Consider the following 21,173-nt stretch of genomic DNA (forward strand, 5'->3'; position numbering starts at 1 on the left):
CGCCGGCGGCCATGATCTCACACGTATTCATATACCGTGCGTCCGCCCACCAGCGTGCGCACCACGCGGCCCTCGAAGCGGGCCTCGTCGAACGGGGTGTTGCGCGAGCGCGACTTGAGGGTGGCGGCGTCCAGCAGCCACGCCTCGTCGAGCGCGATCAGCGCGATGTCGGCGCGGCTGCCGGGGCGCAGCGTGCCGCCGGGCAGGCCGAGCAGCTCGGCGGGCCGCGTCGAGGTGGCGCGGATGAGCGTGGCGAGGTCGAGCGCGCCGTCGTTCACGAGACGCAGGCCGGCGGCCAGCATGGTCTCCAGCCCGATGGCGCCGAAGGCCGCCTCTGAGAAGGGCAGGCGCTTGACGTCGACGTCCTGCGGGTCGTGGTCGGAGACGATGACGTCGATCAGCCCCTCCGCGACCGCCGCGACCAGCGCGTTGCGGTCATCCTCGCCGCGCAGAGGCGGGGTGAGCTTGAAGAAGGTGCGGTAGCCGACCACGTCGCGCTCGTTCAGCGTGAGGTGGTTGATCGAAGCCGAGGCGGTGACGGGAAGCCCCGCCTCCTTGGCGCGGCGCAGGACGTCGAGCGATTCCGCGCAGGTGAGCGAGGCCGCGTGGTAGCGTCCGCCGGTGATCGAGGTGAGTCTCACATCGCGCTCCAGCACGATGGTCTCCGCCGCCTTGGGCACTCCGGCGAGGCCGAGGCGGGCGGCGAGTTCGCCCTCGTTCATCACGCCCTCGCCGGCGAGACTGGCATCTTGCGTGTGGTGGACAATCAGCGCGCCGAAATCGCGGCCATAGGTCAGCGCGCGGCGCAGCACCTGCGCCGAGGCGACCGAGCGCGTGCCGTCGGTGAAGGCGACCGCGCCTGCCTCCGTCAGCAGGCCGATCTGCGTCATCTCGCGGCCTTCCAGCCCCTTGGTGAGCGCGGCCATGGGATGGACGTTGACGATGGCGGTGTCGCGCGCGCGGCGCAGCACGAAGTCGACGATGGCGGGGTCGTCGATGACGGGATCGGTGTCGGGCTGGCAGACGATGGTGGTGACGCCGCCCGCCGCCGCCGCCTGGCTGGCCGAGGCCAGCGTCTCGCGGTGCTCGGCGCCCGGCTCGCCGATGAAGGCGCGCATGTCGACGAGGCCGGGCACCGCTACGAGATGGCGGCAGTCGACGATCTCGGTATCCGCCGGCAGGCCGGCGGACAGGTTCGCGGCGATGTCCTTGATCACGCCGTCGGCGATCAGGATGTCGCCGCGTGTGTCGATATCGCGCGAGGGATCGAGGATGCGCGCGCCGGAGAGCAGGGTGGGGTGAGCCTCACGCATTGGGCAGGTTCCGCGACAGCGCGTCCAGCACGGCCATGCGGACGGCGACGCCCATCTCGACCTGCTCGCGGATGAGGGACTGGGCGCCGTCGGCGACCGCCGAATCGATCTCGACGCCCCGGTTCATCGGGCCGGGATGCATCACCAGCGCATCGGGTTTCGCGTAGCGCAGCTTGGCCTCGTCGAGCCCCCAGAAGTGGAAATATTCTTTCACCGAAGGGACATAGGAGCCGTTCATGCGCTCGCGCTGGAGGCGCAGCATCATCACGATGTCGACGTCCGCGAGGCCGCTGCGCATGTCGTGATGCACCGCGACGCCGAAGTGCTCGATGCCGCTCGGCAGCAGGGTCGGCGGGGCGACGACGCGCACCTGCGCCCCGAGCGCCTGCAGCAGCAGGATGTTCGAGCGGGCGACCCGCGAATGGGTGATGTCGCCGCAGATGGCGACGGTCAGGCCCTGTATGCGCCCCTTGTTGCGGCGGATGGTCAGCGCGTCGAGCAGGGCCTGCGTGGGGTGCTCATGGGCGCCGTCGCCGGCATTGACCACCGAGCAGTCGACCTTGCGGGCGAGCAGTTCGGCGGCGCCGGAGGCGCTGTGGCGCACGATCAGCACGTCCGGGTGCATGGCGTTGAGCGTCGCCGCGGTGTCGATGAGCGTCTCGCCCTTCTTCACCGAGGAATTGCCGACCGACATGTTCATGACGTCGGCGCCGAGGCGCTTGCCGGCCAGCTCGAAGGAGGACTGGGTGCGGGTCGACGCTTCGAAGAACAGGTTGATCTGGGTGCGGCCGCGCAAAGTCGCCCGTTTCTTCTCTACCTGGCGGTTGAGAACGACGAACTCTTCGGCGAGGTCGAGAAGGCCGACGATCTCGTCGGGCGACAGGCCCTCGATGCCGAGCAGATGCCGGCGCTGGAGGGTGAAACTGGCGGTCGGGTTCGATGTCATATCGAAGTCGGCTGGATAGACGCACCCGCCCTCCGCCGCAAGCGCGCAGACGCGTCCCGGACGCTCTTTCCCCCTGTTCGTCGCCGCTGCCCCTCGCACCGGGCCCGAATGCGCGCACCGGAGGCGGTGCATAGGTGCCGGAACCTTACGCAGCGACGTGGCGTTGTCGCGGCACATGTCCCCCTCGCGGGGCGCGATCTGGAGCACTAGAGATGACGACGATTCAGATGAAGCCCAGCCGCGGCCGGATCGCGGTCCTCGGCATCGCGGCGGCGCTGACCGCCTTCTCGGCCATCCCCGCCTCGGCCTTCCCGGCGTCCGGCGTCGGCGCGGCCTCCAGCGGTCTCTCGTCGGCGGCCTCGCCGGTCGAGAAGGTGCGCTGCAATGACGGCTGCAAGATCGGCATCGGCGTCGCCGCCGGTGTCGTGGCGGGCGCCGCCATCGCCAATTCGGCGCAGCGCCAGCGCTACTACGATGACGGGTATGGGCGCGGCGACGGCTATGGCCCGGTCTATTACCGCAGCAGCCCCGGCCCCCGCTATGGCCGCTGCTGGATCGAAACCAATCCCTATCGCGGCACCGGTTACTGGGGCCGCTGCTGACGAAGGCGGGCGGCGGGAGAGATCCCGTCGCCCGTTCCGTCTACGAGGCGTGCCAGATGAAGCTGACCACCGCGATCACCGCCGGCATGGTCAGCGCCGCCAGAAGGGTCTGCACGGTCAGCATTTCCGCCAGCAACGGCGCGTCCCCGCCCATCTGGCGGGCCAGCACGTAGCCGTTCGGCGCCGAGGGCACGGACGCGCCGACCGCCACCACCAGAAGCTCGACTTCCCGCAATCCCAGCATCAGCCCGATGCCGACCGCCAGCGTCGGCATGAAGAGCAGCTTGACCGCGCTGGCGAACCACGTCGCCGCGCGTGGCCGGCGCAGATCCTCCAGCCGCAGGCCGGCCCCCACCACCAGCAGCCCGAGCGCCAGCGAGGCGCGCCCGAGTATGTCGCCGAAAGTGACGATGACCGGCGGGATCGGCACGTCGAAGGCGTTGATCAGCGCGCCCGCGGCGCAGGACCAGATGAACGGGTTGCGCACCAGTTGGAGCAGCAGCAGGCGGTTGCTGGTGCCGGCGTTTTCGCCGTGGCGGGCGAGCACGATGACGCTGAGCGTGTTGAGCACGGGGATCATCACCGCGAGGCCGACCGCCGCCACGGCGAGCCCTTTGGTGCCCGCCAGCGTGCCGGAGACAGCGAGCGCGATATAGGTGTTCCAGCGCAGCGCGCCCTGGAACAGCGAGGTATAGCTCGGCCCGGCCAGCGCGAAGGCACGGCAGATCGCAGGCCGGGCCAGCGTGAGCGCGGCGCCGACGATGAAGATCGAGCCCAGCAGGGCGGCGGAGACCTCGACCACCGCCACCTCGCCGAGCTCGGCGCGCGAGATGCTGACGATCAGCAGCGCCGGGAACAGCACGAAATAGGTGAGCCGCTCCAGCGCGATCCAGTGCGAGGCCTCGGGCAGCAGGCCGCGCTTGAGCACAGCGCCGAGCGCGATGACGAGGAACACCGGCACCAGTGCGCCGAGCACGGCGTGCATGTCAGCGGTCCCCGGCGAGGAAACGCAGCCGGTCGAGCGCGCCCTGCAGGATGAAGGTGGCGGCCTGCTGGTCCACGACCTCGGCGCGGCGCGCCCGGCTCATGTCGGTGGCGATCATCTCGCGTTCCACTGCGGCGGTGGAGAGGCGCTCGTCCCACAGGATGATCGGCAGCTCGGTGAGCTTGGCGAAGTTGCGGGCGAATGCGCGCGAGGACTGCGCGCGCGGGCCTTCGCTGCCGTCCATGTTGACCGGCAGGCCGAGCACGAAGCCGGCGGCGCCGCGTGCCTGCGCGAGGGCGAGGATGCGCTGCGCGTCCGGGGTGAACTGCTTGCGTGCGATGGTCTCGACCGGCGTGGCGAGCCGCCGCTCGGGGTCACAGCTCGCCACCCCGATGGTCTTGGTGCCGAGGTCGAGCCCGATCAGGCCTCCGCGCGCGGGCAGGAGGGGGGCGGCGTCGGCGACGGTGAGGATGGCGGCGGGCATGATGGCAGCGCCTAGCACGGCGCCGGCGCGGGCGCCATCGCGATGCCGCAGGGGCGGGGCGAAACCGGCACGGCGACGCTTCGGCCGCCGTCGCGCTTGAGTCACGGCCGGCACGCACTATCTTGCCCGCGCAGTTCTGACGCCCGAGGGAGAGATGGCGATGAAGATCACCTGGTTTGGCCACGCCGCGTTCCGGCTGGATTTCGCGGACAAGGCGGTGCTGATCGACCCGTTCTTCTCCGGCAATCCCTCTTTCAAGAGCGATGTCGCCACCGCCAGCGCGGGCGTCCGCCACGTGCTGCTCACCCACGGCCATGGCGACCATGTCGGCGACACGGTGGCCATCGCCAAGGCGAACGCCGCGACCGTCGTCGCCAATGCGGATCTGGCGAGCTGGCTCGGCACGCAGGGGGTCGAATCGCTGGAGATGATGAACGCCGGCGGCACCATCCATCTCGACGGCTTTTCGGTGAGCATGGTGCGGGCCGACCATTCCTCGGGAATGGTGCGCGACGGCGCCACGGTCTATCTCGGCAACGCCAACGGGCTGATCGTGAAGGCACCCGGCGAGCCGACCGTCTGGCACATGGGCGATACCGATATCTTCTCCGACATGGCGCTGATCGCCGAGATCCACAAGCCGGACGTGGTGATCGTGCCGATCGGCGACCGCTTTACCATGGGCCCCGAGACAGCGGCGCTCGCGGTGTCGCGCTATCTCGGCGGGCTCACCGTCATTCCAGCCCACTACGCCTCCTTCGGCCTGCTGGAGCCGAGCGCGGACCGTTTCGTGACGATGGTCGGCGAAGAGGCGACGGTGGTGGTGCCCGAGAACGGCGTGCCGCTGGAGCTGGCGCGCTAAGGGAGCGTCTCAGCCGCCCACGGCCTTGAGTGCGTGGCGCACGGCGCTGGCCTGCCGGGCGAGCGCCGTGGCGATCAGGCGCTCCATGGCGTCGATGAGCGCCGGCTCGGCGACGACACCGCTGCGTCCGTCCGCCTGCGGGTCGAGGCGGCGGACCAGCCCCGCCTCGGTGGCCTTCTGCACGATGTCCACGACATGCGAGCGCGAGACGCGATAGGCGCGGGCGAGCCCAGCGACCGTCGCCGGCGCGCCGGTCGGCGCCGTGCCGAACAGGCCGAAGGCGATCATCAGCCCGCCGTCGCGGTCGACGAACAGCGCCAGCTCGGGAATGTCATAGACGGGTCGCCAGCCGCGCCGCAGCGGTTCGAGCAGCGCGTCGACGAAGGGGCCGAGGAACGCGTCGTCATCGAGCCGCGCCAGCCCGGCCTCGCCTTCCGGCATCACCAGCGACAGCGTCTTCAGCATTACGCGCCAACGTTCGCGATGAACGTCCAGCAGCCGCCCGGTGACGATGAGGCGCCGGCGGCGGCGGTCGGCATCCGGCGCCGGGGCCAACAGGCCGAGCAGGCGGAAGGCGGCGAGGATCGCGCCGACACGGCCGGGGCTGCAGATGTCCAGTGCCACCGCCTCGGCCTTCAGCCGGCCGACCGTCAGCCCCGGCGCCCCGGCGGGCTCGAAATGCATCTGCAGCATCAGCAGCGCGAGGGTGAGCCGGCCGCGGTCGTTCAAGACGCGGGTGAGCAGGAAATTACCGCGATAGGCGGTGGCAAGGTGGATGGCCGCCTGCCGGGCGATCCAGGGAAAATCCGGCCGCGCGCGCAGGCGGCGGCGCTCCTCGACCTCGGCGGGCATCAGCACCTCATAGCCATATATGTGGCGGCCGGACGCTGCCCTGATTTCCGACGCCGCCATGTGCCGCTCCTCACCTGCCGGCATTGTGACCAATAATCGGCATTGCCGTCACCTCGGGGAAGTCCGACAGTCCCGCTGTTTCCCCTAGGAGACGTCAACGGAGAAACACATGAACGGACTGCGTTCACAGAATCGTTTCCGCGCACCGTATCTTGCAGCGGCGGGCGCGGCAGCCCTGTTTCTCGTGGCGATAGGCCTCGGCGCCGGCGGCACGGCGCATGCCGCGGTCGTCTATTGCACGGGCCCCGGAGTGCCGGTCGGCTGTGTCGTGCGTCCCACCCCCTATGTCGCGCCGGCGCCGGCCGCCCGTGCGGCGGTCTACTGCACGCGACCGGGCTATCCCGTCGGCTGCGTCGGCGGCGTGGGTGCGCCCGGTGTCGGGGCTCCCGGCGTCGGTGTCGCGGGCACGCCGGCGACCCGCGCCGTCGCCCGTCCCGGTCCCGGCGTGAATGGCGGCGGTCCGGTGAACCGCCCGGGCCTGCGCTAGGGAAACCGGCCTGCGCTGAACATATCTGACACGGAGTATCCCATGCCCACCCATATTCTCGCCCGCCGCGCGCTCGCTGCCACCATTGTCGGCGGCGCGCTTCTCGCCGCGCCGGCCGCCTTCGCCGACCAGGCGGCCGGCAAGGCCTGCGCGGCCTCGCTGACGCCGGATGGCAAGGCGATCTATTCCGGCGTGATCGCGGCCGGCAACAGCGGCGATCTGCGCACCCTCGTCACCGACACCGCCCGTTCGCTCGTCATGTCGGGCCAGATCGACCGCGGCAATGCCCGCGCCAATGCCGAAGCGGCGGGGCAGTGCCTGGAGCAGGCGCGCTCCTGAGCGCCGGCTCGACCGACATCCGAATCCCGCCGATGCCGGGCGCCGCGCGTTGCGGGGCGCGGTGCCCGCCTGCTATACGGCGCGCATCGGTTTTCAAGTGAACTGGGATTTCGGATGTCGGTCGATCAGGCGACGGTCCGGCGAGTGGCGCATCTGTCGCGCATCGCCGTGACGGAGGACGAGGTGGCCCATCTGCAGGGCGAGCTCAATGCCATTCTCGCCTTCGTGGATGAGCTCGGCGAGGTGGACACCACCGGCGTCGAGCCGATGACCAGCGTCATCCCCATGAAGCTTCCGCTGCGCGCGGACGTCGTGAACGACGGCTTCTACCCTGAGCGCGTGCTGGCCAATGCGCCGGCCGGCGAGGACGGCTTCTTCGCCGTGCCGAAAGTGGTGGAGTGAGCCTCATGAGCGAGCTGACCTCCCTCACCATCGCCGCCGCCCGCGAGGGGCTGGCGCAGGGCAACTTCACCGCCACCGAGCTGACGCGGGCCTATCTCGACGCCATCGAGCCGGCCGGCGACCTCAACGCCTATGTGCTGACCACGCCCGAAAAGGCGCTGGAGATGGCCGCCGCCAGCGATGCGCGGATCGCGAAAGGCGAGGCGGGGCCGCTGGAGGGTGTCCCGCTCGGCATCAAGGACAATTACGCGGTGGAGGGCGTGCGGACCACCGCCGGTTCGAAGATCCTCGGCAACTTCATCCCGCCCTATGAATCGACCGTCACCGGCAATCTGTGGCGCGCCGGCGCGGTGTTCCTGGGCAAGCTGAACCAGGACGAGTTCGCCATGGGCTCCTCCACCGAGTCCAGTGCCTTCGGCCCCACCGTCAATCCGTGGCGGCGCAACGGCTCCTCGCAGCCGTTGGTGCCGGGCGGCTCGTCCGGCGGCTCGGCGGCGGCGGTGGCCGCGCATATCTGCGCGGGCGCGGCGGGCACCGACACCGGCGGCTCGATCCGCCAGCCAGCGGCCTTCACCGGCACGGTCGGGATCAAGCCGACCTATGGGCGCTGCTCGCGCTGGGGCATCATCGCTTACGCCTCCTCGCTCGACCAGGCCGGGCCGATCGCCCGCTCGGTGAACGACGCGGCGCTGCTGCTGCGCGCCATGGCGGGGCATGACCCGAAGGATTCGACGAGCGCCAACCTGCCGGTGCCGGATTACGAGGCGCATTGCGGCGCCTCCGTGCGCGGCAAGCGCATCGGCATCCCAAAGGAGTACCGCGTCGACGGCATGTCGCCCGAGATCGCCGCGCTATGGGACAAGGGCGCCGACATGCTGCGCGACGCGGGGGCGGAGGTCGTCGAGATCAGCCTGCCGCACACCAAATACGCGCTGCCGGCCTATTACATCGTGGCGCTCGCCGAGGCCTCTTCGAACCTCGCCCGCTATGATGGCGTGCGCTATGGCGAGCGCGTGCCCGGCCGCGACATCGTGGAGCTCTACGAGAAGACCCGCGCCGCCGGCTTTGGCGACGAGGTGCGCCGGCGCATCATGATCGGCACCTATGTGCTCTCCGCCGGCTATTACGACGCCTATTACCTGAAGGCGCAGAAGGTGCGCACGCTGATCAAGCGCGACTTCGAGAACGCCTTCGCCGAAGGTATCGACGCCGTTCTGGCGCCCGCCACTCCGTCATCGGCCTTCGGCATTGGCGAGAAGTCGGGCGCCGATCCGGTGGAGATGTATCTGCAGGACGTGTTCACCGTGACGCTGAACATGGCCGGCCTGCCGGGCATCTCGGTGCCGGCGGGGCTGTCGGCCGAAGGGTTGCCGCTCGGCCTCCAGCTCATCGGAAAGCCCTTCGCCGAGCAGGAGCTGTTCGCGCTCGGCCAGGTGATCGAGGAGGCCGCCGGCCGCCTCACCGTGCCGGACAAATGGTGGCTGTGATGGGACGTATCCTGCCCGACAATGAGAGCGCCCTCGCGCCCTTCCGGGCGGAGATCGACGTCCTCGACGCCCAGATGGTCGAGCTGCTCGCCCGCCGCTTCGAGGTCGTGAAGCATGTCGTGGCGGTGAAGAAGGCGGAGGGCCTCGCCGCCTTCCTGCCGGAGCGGGTCGAGGACGTAATCGAGAAGGTCAGCGCCCGCGCCGAGACCAAGGGCCTGCCGCCGGAGCTCGTCGAGAAGCTCTGGCGCGTGCTGATCGAGTGGGTGATCGACTACGAGAACGAGCGGCTGGGCTGAGGCAGGCCGCCGCTGCGTAGGGGCAGGGCGCTACGGCTCAGTCGCGCTTGCCGGGAGGCGAGCGCCAGCGGCTGAGATAGGCCAGCGTGTCGAGATGTCGCTTGCGCAGGCTGCGCGCGAGCTTCTGCCGCGTGACCTTGGCGAAGGTCGTCAGGAGCTTCGACGTCGACTTGTTGAAGCGTGTCAGCTCCTTTTCCATCGCGTTGCGCTCCTCGACCAGCGCGCGCAGGCGCCCGGCATCCGAGGTCTCGTCGCCGCCTGCGAGAATCAGCCGGTCGCCGACGGCGGCGCGCTCGATCAGGTCATCGAACAGGGCGGTGAGCTGGGCGAAGGGGTGCTGCCGGGCGAGCTCCGGCCATTTCATCTCGCCGCGCCGTTCGACGAAGGGGCGCTCGACACGCACGCGCTTCTCCAGCTCCGGCAGGTAGATCGAGATCAGCTCCTCGCGCTGCTGCACGGTGAAGCTGGTCTCGTTCTTCAATATGTCGACGCTGCGCACGAGATGGGAGGCGATGCCCGGCAGGTAGCTGTGGCAGCTCTTCCAGGTGACGTAATGCGTCAGCGACTTGAGGATGGCGTGTTCCAGCGAGCGGATCGGGAAATGCGCCAGACGCACGCGCGGCAGCGGCCAGACCGAGATGGGGCTGCCGTCGATGCGTACGCCGTGATTGCCGTTGTCGTAGACGACTTCGCCGTGCTGGCACAATTGCTTCGTCACCAGCGCCTTGAAGGCGCCGCGCACATTGCGCTCGATATGGGTGTGCAGGCGCTTGAGCGGGTCGACCTGCGCAGGGTCGTCATCGGCGCTGAGGACGTAGCAGATTTCGAAATAGCCACCCGCCATGCCGTCCGGGATGGCGCGCAGGTCTTCCTCGTATTCCTCGCGGCTTTGCGCGCAGATGAACTCGTCGGCGTCGAGCGCGGTGACGATGTCCCACGCTTCCTCGCGCAGCGCGTGCTGCATGAGCTGGGTGGTGCGCGGCCCCTGAAAGAACCCGCCGCTCCAGTTGTCATCGACGACTTCGAGGTTCGGAAATTCGGCCTTGAGTAGTTCGAGTATCTTCGGCGTGTTGTCCGACGAGCGGTCGTCGATGATGAACATCTTGTCGACGAAGGCAATATTATGCCTCACGAAGCACTCAAGGATGTCGGCCTCGTTCTTGACGAGCGAAACGGAAGCGATGCGCATGAATGTCCGTGGGGCGTTCAATCGGCTCGGAGGCACGCTTTTCGCATGGCCGGCAAACCAAGACAAGCTGCCGCGCCGCCGCCCGGCCTAAGCTGCAGGCCTTAACCCGCGCTACAAGCCTCATCCCGGATCGACTGACCGCCTCCGGATCCGGCCCCGTTCAGTCGTCCTGCATGCCGTCATCTACGGCCGAAAGCTGGACGGCCCATTCGCCCAGCGTGTCGGCGTTGCGGCAGAAGCCGGGAGGCGGGGCCTCCGGCTCGACGGCGCCGAGCCATTCCCGGCATTCCTCACCGGCACGGCAACCGAGGCAAAGCTGGGCGGCCGCGCGCAGTTCGTCTTCCCGGCCCGCCGCCATCGCCAGCAGGTCGACGCCCGCATGGTCCGACATGGCGCGAAACTGGCAAAGGCGTTCCTCTATCGTGTCCACGTGCAGGGCGGTCGCTCGCATGGCAGGCGCTCCTCTCCACCAATGCGCGAGGATGCCGCCAGCGATCCGGCGCGGCATTGATATGGCGCAACCGGCGCGCCGAGAGTTGTCGAAGCGGGCGGCGCGGAGTAGGGAACGGGGCGATCACGGACAACAGCAGGCCCGATCCATGAACATGCACGCCCGCCCCGCCGACCCCAAGAAGCTCATCAAGGGCGCGACCGGCGACTGGGAGGTGGTCATCGGCATGGAGATCCATGCCCAGGTGACGTCGAACTCCAAGCTGTTCTCCGGCGCCTCGACCGAGTTCGGCGGCGAGCCGAACAGCCACGTCTCGCTGGTCGACGCCGCGATGCCGGGTATGCTCCCCGTGATCAACGAGGAATGCGTGAAGCAGGCGGTGCGCACCGGCCTCGGCCTGAAGGCGCAGATCAACAACCGCTCGGTGTTCGACCGCAAGAACTACTTCTACCCGGACCTGCCGCAGGGCTACCAGATCAGCCAGTACAAGAGCCCCATCGTTGGCGAGGGCGTGGTGCTGGTGGACACGGCGGACGGGCAGATCGAGGTCGGCATCGAGCGGCTGCATCTGGAGCAGGATGCGGGCAAGTCGATCCACGACCAGCACCCGACCCTGTCGCTCGTCGACCTCAACCGCTCGGGCGTGGCGCTGATGGAGATCGTCTCCAAGCCGGACCTTCGCTCCTCGGAAGAGGCCAAGGCCTATGTGACCAAGCTGCGCACCATCCTGCGCTATCTCGGCACCTGCGACGGCGACATGGAGAAGGGCAGCCTGCGCGCCGACGTGAACGTCTCCGTGCGCAAGCCGGGCGAGGATTTCGGCACACGCTGCGAGATCAAGAACGTCAACTCCATCCGCTTCATCGGCCAGGCCATCGAGACCGAGGCGCGCCGGCAGATCGGCATCATCGAGGATGGCGGCACCATCGACCAGGAAACCCGCCTGTTCGACCCGAACCGGGGCGAGACGCGTTCCATGCGCTCGAAGGAAGAGGCGCACGACTACCGCTACTTCCCCGACCCGGACCTGCTGCCGCTCGAATTCGACGACGCCTTCGTCGCCGGGCTCGCCGCGCATCTCCCGGAACTGCCGGACGAGAAGAAGGCCCGCTTCGTCGCCGATTACGGCCTCTCCGCCTACGACGCCGACGTGCTGGTCGCCGAGAAGGAGACGGCCGCTTATTACGAGGAGGTCGCCCGCGGGCGCGACGCCAAGGCGGCGGCGAACTTCGTCATCAACGAGCTGTTCGGCCGGCTGAACAAGGAAGGCCGCGACATTGCCTCTTCGCCGGTCTCGGCGGCGCAGATCGGCGCCATTGTCGACCTGATCGCCGACGGCACCATCTCCGGCAAGATCGCCAAGGACCTGTTCGAGATCGTCTTCACCGAGGGGGGCGATCCGCGGGCGCTGGTGGAAGAGCGCGGGATGAAGCAGGTCACGGACACCGGCGCCATCGAGGCGGCGGTCGACGCGATCATCGCCGCGAACCCCGACAAGGTGGCGCAGGTTCAGGCCAAGCCCACCATGCTCGGCTGGTTCGTCGGCCAGGTGATGAAGCAGACCGGCGGCAAGGCCAACCCGCAGGCGGTGAACGACCTCCTGAAGGGCAAGCTCGGCATATGAGCCCCGGCGCATCCCCCGCGCCGGCGCAAGGCGCGGTCACGGTCGAGGAGGCGCGTCGGGAGGACTTGCCCGCCATCGTCTCCATCCTCGCCCGCGAAACGATGTTCGGCGTGCGCGACAGCGCCGATCCCGCCGACTATGCCGACTATGAGCGGGCCTTCGACGCCATCGCCGCCGATCCGCGCTGCACGCTTTATGTCGCGCGGCTGGAGGGGCGGGTGGTCGGCACCTTCCAGCTCATCCTGTTCCATGCGCTGCTGCGCCACGGCGCGCTGCTCGCCCATGCCGAGGCGGTGCAGGTGGACCCGGATGTGCGCGGCAAGGGCGTCGGTAGCGCGATGATGGAGTTCGCCATCGCCGAGGCGCGCCGGCGCGGCGCCGGCTCGCTGCAGCTCGCCTCCAACAAGCTGCGCTTCGACGCGCATCGCTTCTACGAGAAGGCCGGTTTCGAGAAGCGGCTCGACGGATTCAAGATCGACCTCGCCGCGCACGGCTAAGGCGCGTCGCCCCGGGGGCGGCGGCCTCAGGGCAGGCAGCGCGCCATGAACACGTGCCACGCTTTTGCGCCGGAGAGGTTGTGGCGGGTCTTGTAGTCCCCCCACTCGGCGTTGCAGCGGTTCACCGCCTCGCGATCATTCTCGTCGGGCTGCTTGGCGAGCGAGGGGCCGGGCTCGGGCGTCGGCCGCGCGGCGACCGAGGGCACCGAGGTGCGCGGCTTCGGCGCCGCTTCCTTCGGCGCGGCCTCCTTCGGTGTTTCCTTGGCTGCGTCCTTTGCGGGGGTCTCCGGCTCCGGCTCGGCGCCCGTACCGGCAAGGCACTGTTTGGCGAAGTCGCGATAGGTCTGGTTGCCGGTCTGGTTCTTCGTCTTCATCTCGTTCCACAGATCGGCGCACTGCTTGATCGAGGGCTGCGCCGCTACGGCTGCGGAGCCGGTCGCCGGCGTCCCGCGCCGGGCCGGCGTCTCGGCGGGCCTGGCGTCCGCCGGCTCCTTCTTCGCCTCGGCTTGCGCCAGGCATTCCTTGGCGAAGTCGCGATAGGTCTGGTCGCCGGTCTGGTTCTTCGCCTTCATCTCGTTCCAGCGGTCGGCGCAGATCTTGGCCGGCGAGGGTGCCGAGGCCGACTGGGCGAGGGCCGGGCCCGCGCCGAGGGCGCAGGCGAGGAGGACGAGGGCGGGCAGCGTCTTCACGGGTCGCTATTCCATCCGTTTCCGGCCGCCGGGTACGCTGGCGACGGGGGAATCTAGCCGCTTCGACGCCGTGAGGCGAGCGTGCAACTCCGGGGGATCACGCCGACCTTGCCAGCAGCCGGGGCCGGCTCTAGTTCTGGTGAGGAACCCGCCCGCGCCGGGCGACGTGAAGGCTCGCGCTCATGGCCCAGCTCCAGACGAACCCGATCCAGCTTTATTTCTGGCCGACGCCCAATGGCTGGAAGATCACCATCATGCTGGAGGAATGCGGGCTGCCCTATGAGGTGATCCCGCTCAATATCGGGCGCGGCGACCAGTTCAAGCCGGAGTTCCTCGCCCTTTCGCCCAACAACAAGATGCCGGCCATCGTCGATCCGGAAGGGCCGGGCGGCGCGCCGATCTCCATCTTCGAATCGGGCGCGATCCTTCAGTATCTCGGTCGCAAGACCGGGCTGTTCTATCCCCCCGACGAGCGCGGCCGGGTCGAGGTCGACCAGTGGCTGTTCTGGCAGATGTCCGGCCTCGGGCCCATGGCCGGGCAGGCGCACCATTTCCGCATCTACGCTCCCGAGAAGATCCCCTACGCCATCGACCGCTACACCAACGAGGTGCACCGGCTCTACGGCGTGATGAACCGGCGCCTCGCCGACCGCCCCTTCCTTGCCGGCGATTATTCCATCGCCGACATCGCGTGCCTGGGCTGGGCCAAGCTGTGGGAGCGGCAGGGGCAGGACATCAAGGAATTTCCCCATTTCGGGGCGTGGCTGGAGCGCATGCTGGCGCGCCCGGCGGTGAAGCGGGGCCTCGCGGTGAACGCCGAGGACCGCGCCAAGATCGACATCGCCACAGACAAGCAGGCGCAGTCCGTGCTGTTCGGCCAGCGCGCCCGCACCTGATTTGCCGCCGGGCGGCGCGGGCTGCGGTGGAGGCCTGCGCATTCGGCCTTGACCGGGGAGCGGCGGAAACCTAGACAGGTCGCCGGCTTGACACCGCCGCCGCCGCAAGGCGCGACGAAGCCGGCTGGAGACGTGGCCGAGAGGCTGAAGGCACTCGTTTGCTAAATGAGCAGACCCCCAAAAGGGTCTCGAGGGTTCGAATCCCTCCGTCTCCGCCAACTATTTTTCAAGCGAAATAAGCAAGTAAAATCAACGCGTTGGCGGTTACGCCATTCCGAGTTACCCCACACGTTACCCCACACATTTTACCCCACACGTTGGGCTCCGGGCGCGGCGCCACTGAGTGCGGTGTGCTGTCGCGACTCTGTTTCAGTATCTCGCGCACGAGTCGCCGGGGCTCTATCCGTTTTCCACACCGACGCTTGTTCTCGTTTTGTTCTCATGCTTCGATCCGAGCACGAGGAGAGACGGCCATGCAGACGAAACCCGAGACCGCCCCCGAAGAGCAGCCTGACGCCCCCGAGGCGCCCGCCTTCGACATCACCGAGGAAGATATAGACGAGGCGATAGCGGCCTGCTCAGGGGACCCTAGGGCGGCCATACGCGCCCTTCTGATAGGCCAGCAGTTCCTAGAGGCGGCGCTTGAAGAGGCCCGTAAGGAGGCGTCTTGGGGCTATGTGAGGGGGCGCCCTTCGCGGTGGACGAAGGATGCGCCGGAAGGGTGAGCTGAGTCCCGGCATGATTCTGAGGGCGCATCCGTGGCGCGTGGTGTTCCCCGAGGCGGAGGTGAACCACGACCATATGCGGGGCGCGGGGTTCTATCGTTCCCGTGCGCTGCGGAGCGTGACCCGCTTGCGGCAGGGTGTGCGGGAGGTGCTCATATGCTTTGCTGACAGGGCCGATGCGGTGGCCTTTCAGCGGCACGCGGGCGGGTTCGTGGAGGGGGAGTGAGAGAATGCCCAGCGTCATGATAAGTGTCGATAAGGACCTGCCTGACGATTGCGCCTACGTTGACGCGCTCCTCCAGCAGTCTCTGAAGGCGGGCAAAGTGAGCCGCCTAATGAGGAACCAACTTGTCGTCAACGCTGCTGGTATCCCATACAGAGATGGGGATAGGGCGTTCCTCTTCGGTGTGCCTGAGGTGTGTGAGGCTCTCCGGGTATTGGAGGGGCATCCGGTCCCCGACACCACCAAAGGGCCCTTTCACTATACGTCCGGCCCGCTTGAAGGTCTTCAGAAGAAGCATTTTTTTCAGGCCAGCTTTATTCCGCAGAACATATTGAATGAGCTTGGGCGTAACGGCACCGGTCCTGTTTTTCGCGAGTTTGCGAAGAAGTACGGGAAAGACGGTTTCATGGGTAAGCCCATCACCCAAGAAGACCTTAAACTCATCGTCGAGACGTTGGTAACTGGCTCGCTGAGCGCCCGCATGGATAGGCGTGAAAAGTATAGGGATGGGGGGCTTACTGGTGAGCATATCGTGTTCGCGGAGACGCCCGTGGGTAATCGGTATCTGTGCCTGTCTCATCACGGTGAGGATTTTGAACGGGTTGCTGACGCTGCTAGGGTTTGCTTGGTCGATTTTCCGGAAATCGCCGATTGCTGCCCAGCGACGACTAGCAAACCCGAGCCGTTGCCCTGACCTCCACTCCCGCCGTGTACGCCCGAAACGGCACCGTCTACGCCTCCAGCCGGGACGTTGCGGCGTTCTTCGGGAAGCAGCACAAGCACGTCCTCGACAGCATCAAGGCGTTGTTAGCGGAGGCCCCGAGCACTGAGCCGAATTTTCGGCTGAGTGAATATCGGGACAGCACCGGCCGCACTCTCCCCGCCTATGAGATGACTCGCGACGGCTTCACGCTCCTCGCAATGGGCTTCAACGGGAAGACGGCACTCGCCTTCAAGGTCCGCTACATCGAGGAGTTCAACCGCATGGAGGCGCAGTTGAAGGCCCCTCAGGCTCCCCAGCTCCCGAACTTCATGGACCCCGGAGAGACACTGCGATTGAGCGCGCGCCGCACCGCCTCGTCCTGAGGATTTGGTTGGCCGTGGCGCGAAAGCCGCCGTCGCTTCTCCAAATCTCATTTGGGCCGATGGAAAGCTGAAAACGCGGATGTCGTTGAGACGGGTCCCAAAACGCTCGGCCAACGCGCATGTGAAGAGCGAGTTGGAAAGCCCCGGTAACGGCCTGCTCATGGCCTTCCCTAACATACTCGCAGGGGCGCGGCGCGGGGCCGGGAGGCGAAAGTCGAGGTGCAGGGAAAACAAAACTGGCCGCGACTACAGCTCCAGCGATATCAAGGCCGGCCTCTGAGCTGACGACTGCATCAACATAGCCGGACGCTTGGTGGATTGTTTGAGCCCACCTAGCGTAACTCCAATCCGGCGTCGGTTCTTTCACCTCGAACGCGAAAACCGTGTCACTGTATTCGGGGACCAAGGGAACGGCGACGACATCGGCGCGAATTGGGCTATCCTGAAAGACAGGGTGGGAAAGCCGCACCTCCTCGCGACATAAGAAATCGGCGCCAAGTGCATCCATCAGCTCACGCCGACGCATTTTCTCGATGTCCAAAGCGCAATGCCTCCGGGCGGGAAATGGGCAGCCGAGCCGCTACCTTATGCTCTCGGTCATCACCCGCAACGGCAACGCAACGACCACCTACCGCATTCGCGTAGTGCCGCTGGAGGGGAACCCATGGTTCGTTGCGACCGACGTTTGCCGCGCCCTCGGCCTCACTCTCGCTGGCGGCTCTACCCGCCACCTGACGAACCTCAATCCGATTGATGTTCGCCGTGGGAGGGTTGATATCGGCCCGCAGGGTGGGCGGCCTAATGCCCTAATCTCCGAGGCTGGCCTGTACGAGCTGATCGCTCGGAGCAACAAGCCGGAAGCGCGCGCCTTCAAGGATTGGGTGTTCGGGGAGGTGCTCCCCACCATCAGGAAGACGGGCGGCTACGTCCTTCAGGGCGCCGACCGGGCGACCGTGGGAGAGGGCACGGTGGCCCGCTTATGCCTCCTGTAGATGGAGCAGAGCCGTTCCAGAAACGTGGCGACCAGTTCTATCGCCGTAGCGTTCTAATCTGCTCAGGAGTCACATCGGCAAGGCGATGGAACAGGTCTGCGCCATTGCCACCTTTTTGGGTGTCCTTCGATACCGTCCCCTTTCGACCGACTTCGTGCTGCGCCAGAGAGACGAATGTTTTCACGCAATCGTCCACAACGGCTTCCATCGCCGCGCGCCGGTCCTCATCAGCCTCACGCCAATGGCAGGCGATCTGGTGAGCTAAAACCAAGGGGTCGAGCACGGCAGGACGGAGGCCACGGTAGGCGGGCTGTTTCTCCGCGCCGTGCGTCTTGTGATAAGCGTTCTTGAATAGAAGCCTGCCTTGTTCGACGAGATTCGACGTTGTGAAAAGAATATCATCTGTCTTCGTATCTATATCTGTCGCTTTCAGAAGCTTATGGCGAGAGAGGTATAGAAGTAGATACAGCGAGTTGAGCGAGATGATTGCTTCATTCGCCCAGCGGTATACATCCTCGGTTCGCAAAGCGCTTGTTCGGATACCCTTCCATGTGAAGAGCAGTGCAAACGCAGCGACAACGGCGGACGCGACGGCAGCGGAAGCTTCCAGCATTATGCCCTCTTCGTGCCAAGTCGATTGCGAGTGGTATTTTAATGCTCGCTTCGATCCTCGCAAGCTCTTCGCGTCCGCCCTTATCACCGTCCCCTTCAAAGGCACCGAGACCCTCGCCATCCACCACCCGGAGCTGGGGGACCTGATGGCTGCGCGCGACTTGCTGGAGCGATGCGGCTACGACATGCAGACGGGCACGGCGCGGCGCTACCTCGATATGCTCGGCGTGCCTGAGACCGAGCGCATCCTCATCAATCGCTCTATGGTCATAGGTTATGACCTTAGCCGCTTCCCCAATCGCGGCCTCATCTTCCTCACCCGCGCCGGCCGCAACCACGTCCTCATGGCGCCCACCAAGCCGGAGGCAAAGGAGTTCCGCGAGTGGCTCGCTGCGGAAGTGGTGGTGGTTGGCCGCCTTCGCCGCTTACGGGTCCTGTATAGGGAGTGAAGGTGTCCCCTGAGAAGCGCCGCTCATCCATCACCTTCATGAATCCAAATCCGGGACGGATTCGAAAAACTCATTGGACGACGGATTCCCGAGACCATTACTCAGGTGCCCTCACGTTTCCATTAAGGGCTCCTTAACGATGTCTCCCCCGGCAGCTTCCGACACCCTTCCCATCCCCTCAAAGGCCGCTCAGGCCGCCTATATCAACGCCGTAGCGCCCCGCTGGTGGTTCTGGTCGGACGGCATCGTGGCCCGTCTTCCGGGCGTCGGCTCGGTGTGGGTGTTCCCGGCTGATGAACCGGCCTCCAGCATTCGGAAAGCGGGTGCCGGGTGGATCAAAGCCACCACTGGCCCGCTCGGGTGGGAGTTCGCAATGCCGACTGAGGACGACGGCTGCGCTATCTGCATCCCCCACCAGCTCCGGCCGGCTCTTCATTATCCGTGGTGTGCTCTAGGCGTTCCTGCCCTTCTTATCGCCTTGGTTCCCTCCGTCTCGTGCCGCGCCCTGCTCGGTCATCGCTTCTGGCGCCTGCGTCGTCCGTGGCTTCGGCTGATGTGGCGTCTTCGGCCTCAGGCGATGGCGCGGATCGTTCACGCCCGCGAGGAGAAGGAGAGGGCCGATGCGGCTGAGTACCGCCGGATCAAAGCGGAGTGGGATGCTGCGGAAGCGGCTCGCGAGGCCAAGCGCGAAGCGGCCTTTGAGGCCGAGGTGGAGCGCCGCCTTGCCCTTCGCCTCGCGTCCGATGGAGCGTGACCCATGACGGACTTCATGGACCGCCTCGGGGGCATCGGGGCGTGCATCCTCGTCCTCGGCTACATAGCTAGCGCGCCGCTCGGGATGATCTACTGGGGCGCGAAAGGGTGGCTCTTGGGCGTCGTGTTGTCGATGATCCTGCCGTGGTTCGGGGGCGTGAGCGCTCTGCTCTCGGTACTCGCGTGAAAGGGAGGGCGACGATGAAATCCGACACCCTCTCGCTGCCTTACGTGACGCGAAGCGCCGGGGAGCGGCAACGCTTGCTGGACCGTAGGGACGAACTCGGTGCTGTCATCGCCAACGCCGGCTCGCGTGAGGAGGCCCTGAGGGCAGTGGAGGAACTGACCGCCGTAACGCGGCAGCTCTTCCGCATCAGCCGGCAGGACATCCATGCGGCCTTCGGGGCATGGGCAGAGGCGCTTGGGGGGCTCCTGCCGCTCGCTAACGGGGACCCGAGGGTGCGCAAGGGGCTGGACAGGGCCCTCGCCATGTTCGAGGCGGACACGCTGTCCGTGGCGCGTTTCATGCGGAGCCACCGGGTGCGGACCACTCGGCAATTGGAGGCGCTGGGGCGGCCGGTGTGCGGAGAGCCGAAGTCAGTAAAATCAAGGCGTTAGGCTAACCCCTCACTATCGCGATTACGGATCATTCGCCCGTCCTTCTGCCGAGCCCTTCGGCGGTCGTGGCGGGCGTCTTCCGTTTTGGCCCCAGCGTTCTCCTCGGAGCCCTCAATGAACCGCCCCGCCGTTGAACCCCGCCTCCCCACCATCACCAGCCGCGCCTTGAGGGGCGCTGAAATCGCAATGAAGGCTCACACCATGTGCGCGCTCGAACTCCCCAGCACCGTTCCGGTGCCTGTCATCGACCTCCCGTTCCTCGCCCGCGAGATCAACGACGCCCACCGGCAGGTGCAGTTCCACGGCAAGTCTATGCTGATGGAGGCCAAGCGGGCCGGGGAGGCGCTGATCGAGGCGAAGAAGAAGGTGCCTCACGGCTCGTTCGCCGCGTGGGTCGCAGAGCAATGCGAGTGCTCCTATGAGCAGGGCCGGAAGTATCTGAGGGTCGCCAAGGTGTTCCGCTCCAAAATGGTCCCGCAGGACCAATTTGAAATGGGCATCAACGCATTCCTCGACGCGCACGCAACGCCCCGCCAGCCCGAAACCCCCACGCCCCGTTCCTTCACCCGAGAGGACGCTGAACGCGCTCTCAAATTCCACGCCCTCGCCACCCGTGGCGCCACGGAAGGGGAGCAGGCGGCAGCCTCCAGCAAGCTCGCCGGCTTCGCCAAGGCGTTCGGGATGACCCCGGAAGCGGTCTGTTAGCGGCCCCTTCCTCGCCCGTGAAATCTCCGATGCCCACCGCCAAGTCCTCTTCCACGGCAAGTCCATGGTGGCCGAGGCCATCCGCGCGGGTGAGGCGCTGGAGCGCGCGAAGGTCGAGCTGAAGGCCGCTCGAAAGCTGGACCCGGCGCTGCCCACCTTCAAGGATTGGGTGCCTGCGCATTGTGGGTGCTCCTATCGCGTCGCCGCTGAGTACATGCAGGCAGCTCAAAAAGGTGCGGGCGCCCGCACCATCCTGTCCGGTGATATGTCGCTTCGTGAACTCCTCTACGGTGAGACGCAAGCCGACCAACGAGCCCGCAAGAAGGCCGAAGCCGCCACAACGTTCTCCCGAGAGGACGCCGAATACGCCCTGAAAATCCTCGCCTTGGCCGAGCGAGGGGCCACTGAGGGGGAACGCGGTGTTGCCACAGTAAGGGTGGGCGCCCCCTCTTCGCCAGTCTCGTTACCCGTTGCGGAAGTCCTTACACAAGGCGAGTAGCTCTCTTAGACCCTTGCAAGACCAGAAGAGTGCAAAACCGACTTGGGCAA

Annotated in this window: 29 protein-coding genes and 1 tRNA gene; 21 read left to right on the forward strand and 9 right to left on the reverse strand. The window is 66.9% G+C overall.

From position 1 onward, the window contains the following. Nucleotides 1-17: 17 nt before the first annotated feature. Nucleotides 18-1,313 carry a dihydroorotase gene (locus MWN33_RS18570; RefSeq protein WP_247202549.1) on the reverse strand — a complete coding sequence of 432 codons (1,296 nt, stop codon included), beginning with the start codon at nt 1,311-1,313 and terminating at the stop codon, nt 18-20. Next, nucleotides 1,306-2,259 (reverse strand): aspartate carbamoyltransferase catalytic subunit, encoded by a 954-nt coding sequence (locus tag MWN33_RS18575; RefSeq protein ID WP_247202550.1) that lies wholly within the window; start codon nt 2,257-2,259, stop codon nt 1,306-1,308. The genes MWN33_RS18570 and MWN33_RS18575 overlap by 8 nt, the downstream gene beginning before the upstream one ends. 212 nt (nt 2,260-2,471) lie before the next feature. On the opposite strand from MWN33_RS18575, the gene MWN33_RS18580 reads away from it, so the two are divergent. Then, nucleotides 2,472-2,861 (forward strand): hypothetical protein, encoded by a 390-nt coding sequence (locus MWN33_RS18580; protein WP_247202551.1) that lies wholly within the window; start codon nt 2,472-2,474, stop codon nt 2,859-2,861. A gap of 40 nt (nt 2,862-2,901) precedes the next feature. Here MWN33_RS18580 and MWN33_RS18585 read toward each other — a convergent pair whose 3' ends face one another. Next, entirely contained in the window at nt 2,902-3,846 is a 945-nt protein-coding gene (locus MWN33_RS18585; protein ID WP_247202552.1) for an AEC family transporter, read from the reverse strand. A gap of 1 nt (nt 3,847) precedes the next feature. After that, nucleotides 3,848-4,330, reverse strand: a complete 483-nt coding sequence (ruvX, locus tag MWN33_RS18590; RefSeq protein ID WP_247202553.1) for a Holliday junction resolvase RuvX — start codon at nt 4,328-4,330, stop codon at nt 3,848-3,850. Between the two features lie 160 nt (nt 4,331-4,490). Between ruvX and MWN33_RS18595 the strand changes: the two genes are divergently transcribed. Continuing rightward, a complete protein-coding gene (locus tag MWN33_RS18595) occupies nt 4,491-5,192 on the forward strand; it encodes a metal-dependent hydrolase (protein WP_247202554.1) in 702 nt (233 codons plus the stop codon). A gap of 9 nt (nt 5,193-5,201) precedes the next feature. Here MWN33_RS18595 and MWN33_RS18600 read toward each other — a convergent pair whose 3' ends face one another. Further along, nucleotides 5,202-6,104: a MarR family transcriptional regulator gene (locus MWN33_RS18600; RefSeq protein ID WP_247202555.1), complete on the reverse strand. Its 903-nt coding sequence runs from the start codon at nt 6,102-6,104 to the stop codon at nt 5,202-5,204. A gap of 109 nt (nt 6,105-6,213) precedes the next feature. Between MWN33_RS18600 and MWN33_RS18605 the strand changes: the two genes are divergently transcribed. From MWN33_RS18605 to MWN33_RS18625, 5 genes are all read left to right on the forward strand, one after another. After that, complete coding sequence (locus MWN33_RS18605) at nt 6,214-6,591, forward strand: hypothetical protein (RefSeq protein WP_247202556.1); 378 nt, start codon at nt 6,214-6,216, stop codon at nt 6,589-6,591. Between the two features lie 42 nt (nt 6,592-6,633). Next, complete coding sequence (locus MWN33_RS18610; protein ID WP_247202557.1) at nt 6,634-6,930, forward strand: hypothetical protein; 297 nt, start codon at nt 6,634-6,636, stop codon at nt 6,928-6,930. 114 nt (nt 6,931-7,044) lie between these two features. Beyond that, nucleotides 7,045-7,332, forward strand: a complete 288-nt coding sequence (gatC, locus tag MWN33_RS18615) for an Asp-tRNA(Asn)/Glu-tRNA(Gln) amidotransferase subunit GatC (protein WP_247202558.1) — start codon at nt 7,045-7,047, stop codon at nt 7,330-7,332. A 5-nt stretch (nt 7,333-7,337) separates the two neighbouring features. Next, on the forward strand, nt 7,338-8,819 hold the full coding sequence (gene gatA, locus MWN33_RS18620; RefSeq protein ID WP_247202559.1) for an Asp-tRNA(Asn)/Glu-tRNA(Gln) amidotransferase subunit GatA: 1,482 nt from the start codon (nt 7,338-7,340) through the stop codon (nt 8,817-8,819). Beyond that, on the forward strand, nt 8,819-9,115 hold the full coding sequence (locus MWN33_RS18625; protein ID WP_247202560.1) for a chorismate mutase: 297 nt from the start codon (nt 8,819-8,821) through the stop codon (nt 9,113-9,115). Before gatA ends, MWN33_RS18625 begins: the two co-directional genes overlap by 1 nt. 37 nt (nt 9,116-9,152) lie before the next feature. On the opposite strand, the gene MWN33_RS18630 is transcribed toward MWN33_RS18625, so the two are convergent. Together MWN33_RS18630 and MWN33_RS18635 are read right to left on the reverse strand one after the other, a co-directional pair. Further along, nucleotides 9,153-10,304, reverse strand: a complete 1,152-nt coding sequence (locus tag MWN33_RS18630) for a glycosyltransferase family 2 protein (RefSeq protein ID WP_247202561.1) — start codon at nt 10,302-10,304, stop codon at nt 9,153-9,155. A gap of 160 nt (nt 10,305-10,464) precedes the next feature. Further along, a complete protein-coding gene (locus tag MWN33_RS18635) occupies nt 10,465-10,755 on the reverse strand; it encodes a DUF6455 family protein (protein ID WP_247202562.1) in 291 nt (96 codons plus the stop codon). Nucleotides 10,756-10,903: 148 nt separating this feature from the next. On the opposite strand from MWN33_RS18635, the gene gatB reads away from it, so the two are divergent. Together gatB and MWN33_RS18645 are read left to right on the forward strand one after the other, a co-directional pair. Then, on the forward strand, nt 10,904-12,379 hold the full coding sequence (gene gatB / locus MWN33_RS18640) for an Asp-tRNA(Asn)/Glu-tRNA(Gln) amidotransferase subunit GatB (protein WP_425532028.1): 1,476 nt from the start codon (nt 10,904-10,906) through the stop codon (nt 12,377-12,379). After that, a complete protein-coding gene (locus tag MWN33_RS18645) occupies nt 12,376-12,876 on the forward strand; it encodes a GNAT family N-acetyltransferase (RefSeq protein ID WP_247202563.1) in 501 nt (166 codons plus the stop codon). Before gatB ends, MWN33_RS18645 begins: the two co-directional genes overlap by 4 nt. A gap of 26 nt (nt 12,877-12,902) precedes the next feature. On the opposite strand, the gene MWN33_RS18650 is transcribed toward MWN33_RS18645, so the two are convergent. Continuing rightward, complete coding sequence (locus tag MWN33_RS18650) at nt 12,903-13,565, reverse strand: hypothetical protein (protein ID WP_247202564.1); 663 nt, start codon at nt 13,563-13,565, stop codon at nt 12,903-12,905. A 182-nt stretch (nt 13,566-13,747) separates the two neighbouring features. Here MWN33_RS18650 and MWN33_RS18655 point away from each other — a divergent pair, with 182 nt between their 5' ends. From MWN33_RS18655 to MWN33_RS18680, 6 genes are all read left to right on the forward strand, one after another. Then, complete coding sequence (locus tag MWN33_RS18655; protein WP_247202565.1) at nt 13,748-14,461, forward strand: glutathione S-transferase N-terminal domain-containing protein; 714 nt, start codon at nt 13,748-13,750, stop codon at nt 14,459-14,461. 126 nt (nt 14,462-14,587) lie between these two features. Next, nucleotides 14,588-14,679 (forward strand) — tRNA-Ser (locus tag MWN33_RS18660). A 255-nt stretch (nt 14,680-14,934) separates the two neighbouring features. Next, nucleotides 14,935-15,186: a hypothetical protein gene (locus tag MWN33_RS18665; RefSeq protein WP_247202566.1), complete on the forward strand. Its 252-nt coding sequence runs from the start codon at nt 14,935-14,937 to the stop codon at nt 15,184-15,186. A 230-nt stretch (nt 15,187-15,416) separates the two neighbouring features. Continuing rightward, a complete protein-coding gene (locus MWN33_RS18670; RefSeq protein ID WP_247202567.1) occupies nt 15,417-16,103 on the forward strand; it encodes a hypothetical protein in 687 nt (228 codons plus the stop codon). 14 nt (nt 16,104-16,117) lie between these two features. Continuing rightward, nucleotides 16,118-16,495, forward strand: coding sequence for a Rha family transcriptional regulator (locus tag MWN33_RS18675; protein ID WP_247202568.1), 378 nt, complete (start codon nt 16,118-16,120; stop codon nt 16,493-16,495). 587 nt (nt 16,496-17,082) lie between these two features. Beyond that, nucleotides 17,083-17,487: a BRO-N domain-containing protein gene (locus MWN33_RS18680; RefSeq protein WP_247202569.1), complete on the forward strand. Its 405-nt coding sequence runs from the start codon at nt 17,083-17,085 to the stop codon at nt 17,485-17,487. Between the two features lie 37 nt (nt 17,488-17,524). On the opposite strand, the gene MWN33_RS18685 is transcribed toward MWN33_RS18680, so the two are convergent. Continuing rightward, on the reverse strand, nt 17,525-18,100 hold the full coding sequence (locus MWN33_RS18685; protein WP_247202570.1) for a hypothetical protein: 576 nt from the start codon (nt 18,098-18,100) through the stop codon (nt 17,525-17,527). A gap of 1 nt (nt 18,101) precedes the next feature. Here MWN33_RS18685 and MWN33_RS18690 point away from each other — a divergent pair, with 1 nt between their 5' ends. The 6 genes from MWN33_RS18690 to MWN33_RS18715 all read left to right on the forward strand — a co-directional run bounded on the left by MWN33_RS18690 (nt 18,102) and on the right by MWN33_RS18715 (nt 21,123). Further along, nucleotides 18,102-18,548, forward strand: coding sequence for a Bro-N domain-containing protein (locus MWN33_RS18690; protein WP_247202571.1), 447 nt, complete (start codon nt 18,102-18,104; stop codon nt 18,546-18,548). A gap of 247 nt (nt 18,549-18,795) precedes the next feature. Next, the gene (locus tag MWN33_RS18695; RefSeq protein WP_247202572.1) at nt 18,796-19,302 is read left to right on the forward strand and encodes a hypothetical protein; all 507 of its coding nucleotides are present in this window, start codon (nt 18,796-18,798) and stop codon (nt 19,300-19,302) included. A 3-nt stretch (nt 19,303-19,305) separates the two neighbouring features. Beyond that, a complete protein-coding gene (locus MWN33_RS18700; RefSeq protein ID WP_247202573.1) occupies nt 19,306-19,488 on the forward strand; it encodes a hypothetical protein in 183 nt (60 codons plus the stop codon). A 14-nt stretch (nt 19,489-19,502) separates the two neighbouring features. After that, complete coding sequence (locus MWN33_RS18705) at nt 19,503-19,919, forward strand: hypothetical protein (protein ID WP_247202574.1); 417 nt, start codon at nt 19,503-19,505, stop codon at nt 19,917-19,919. 114 nt (nt 19,920-20,033) lie between these two features. Next, nucleotides 20,034-20,624, forward strand: coding sequence for a DUF3102 domain-containing protein (locus MWN33_RS18710; RefSeq protein ID WP_247202575.1), 591 nt, complete (start codon nt 20,034-20,036; stop codon nt 20,622-20,624). A 64-nt stretch (nt 20,625-20,688) separates the two neighbouring features. Further along, complete coding sequence (locus tag MWN33_RS18715) at nt 20,689-21,123, forward strand: hypothetical protein (protein WP_247202576.1); 435 nt, start codon at nt 20,689-20,691, stop codon at nt 21,121-21,123. The last annotated feature ends 50 nt before the right edge of the window (nt 21,124-21,173 follow it).

The sequence above is a fragment of the Ancylobacter koreensis genome, assembly GCF_023016525.1.
Classification (GTDB): domain Bacteria; phylum Pseudomonadota; class Alphaproteobacteria; order Rhizobiales; family Xanthobacteraceae; genus Ancylobacter; species Ancylobacter koreensis.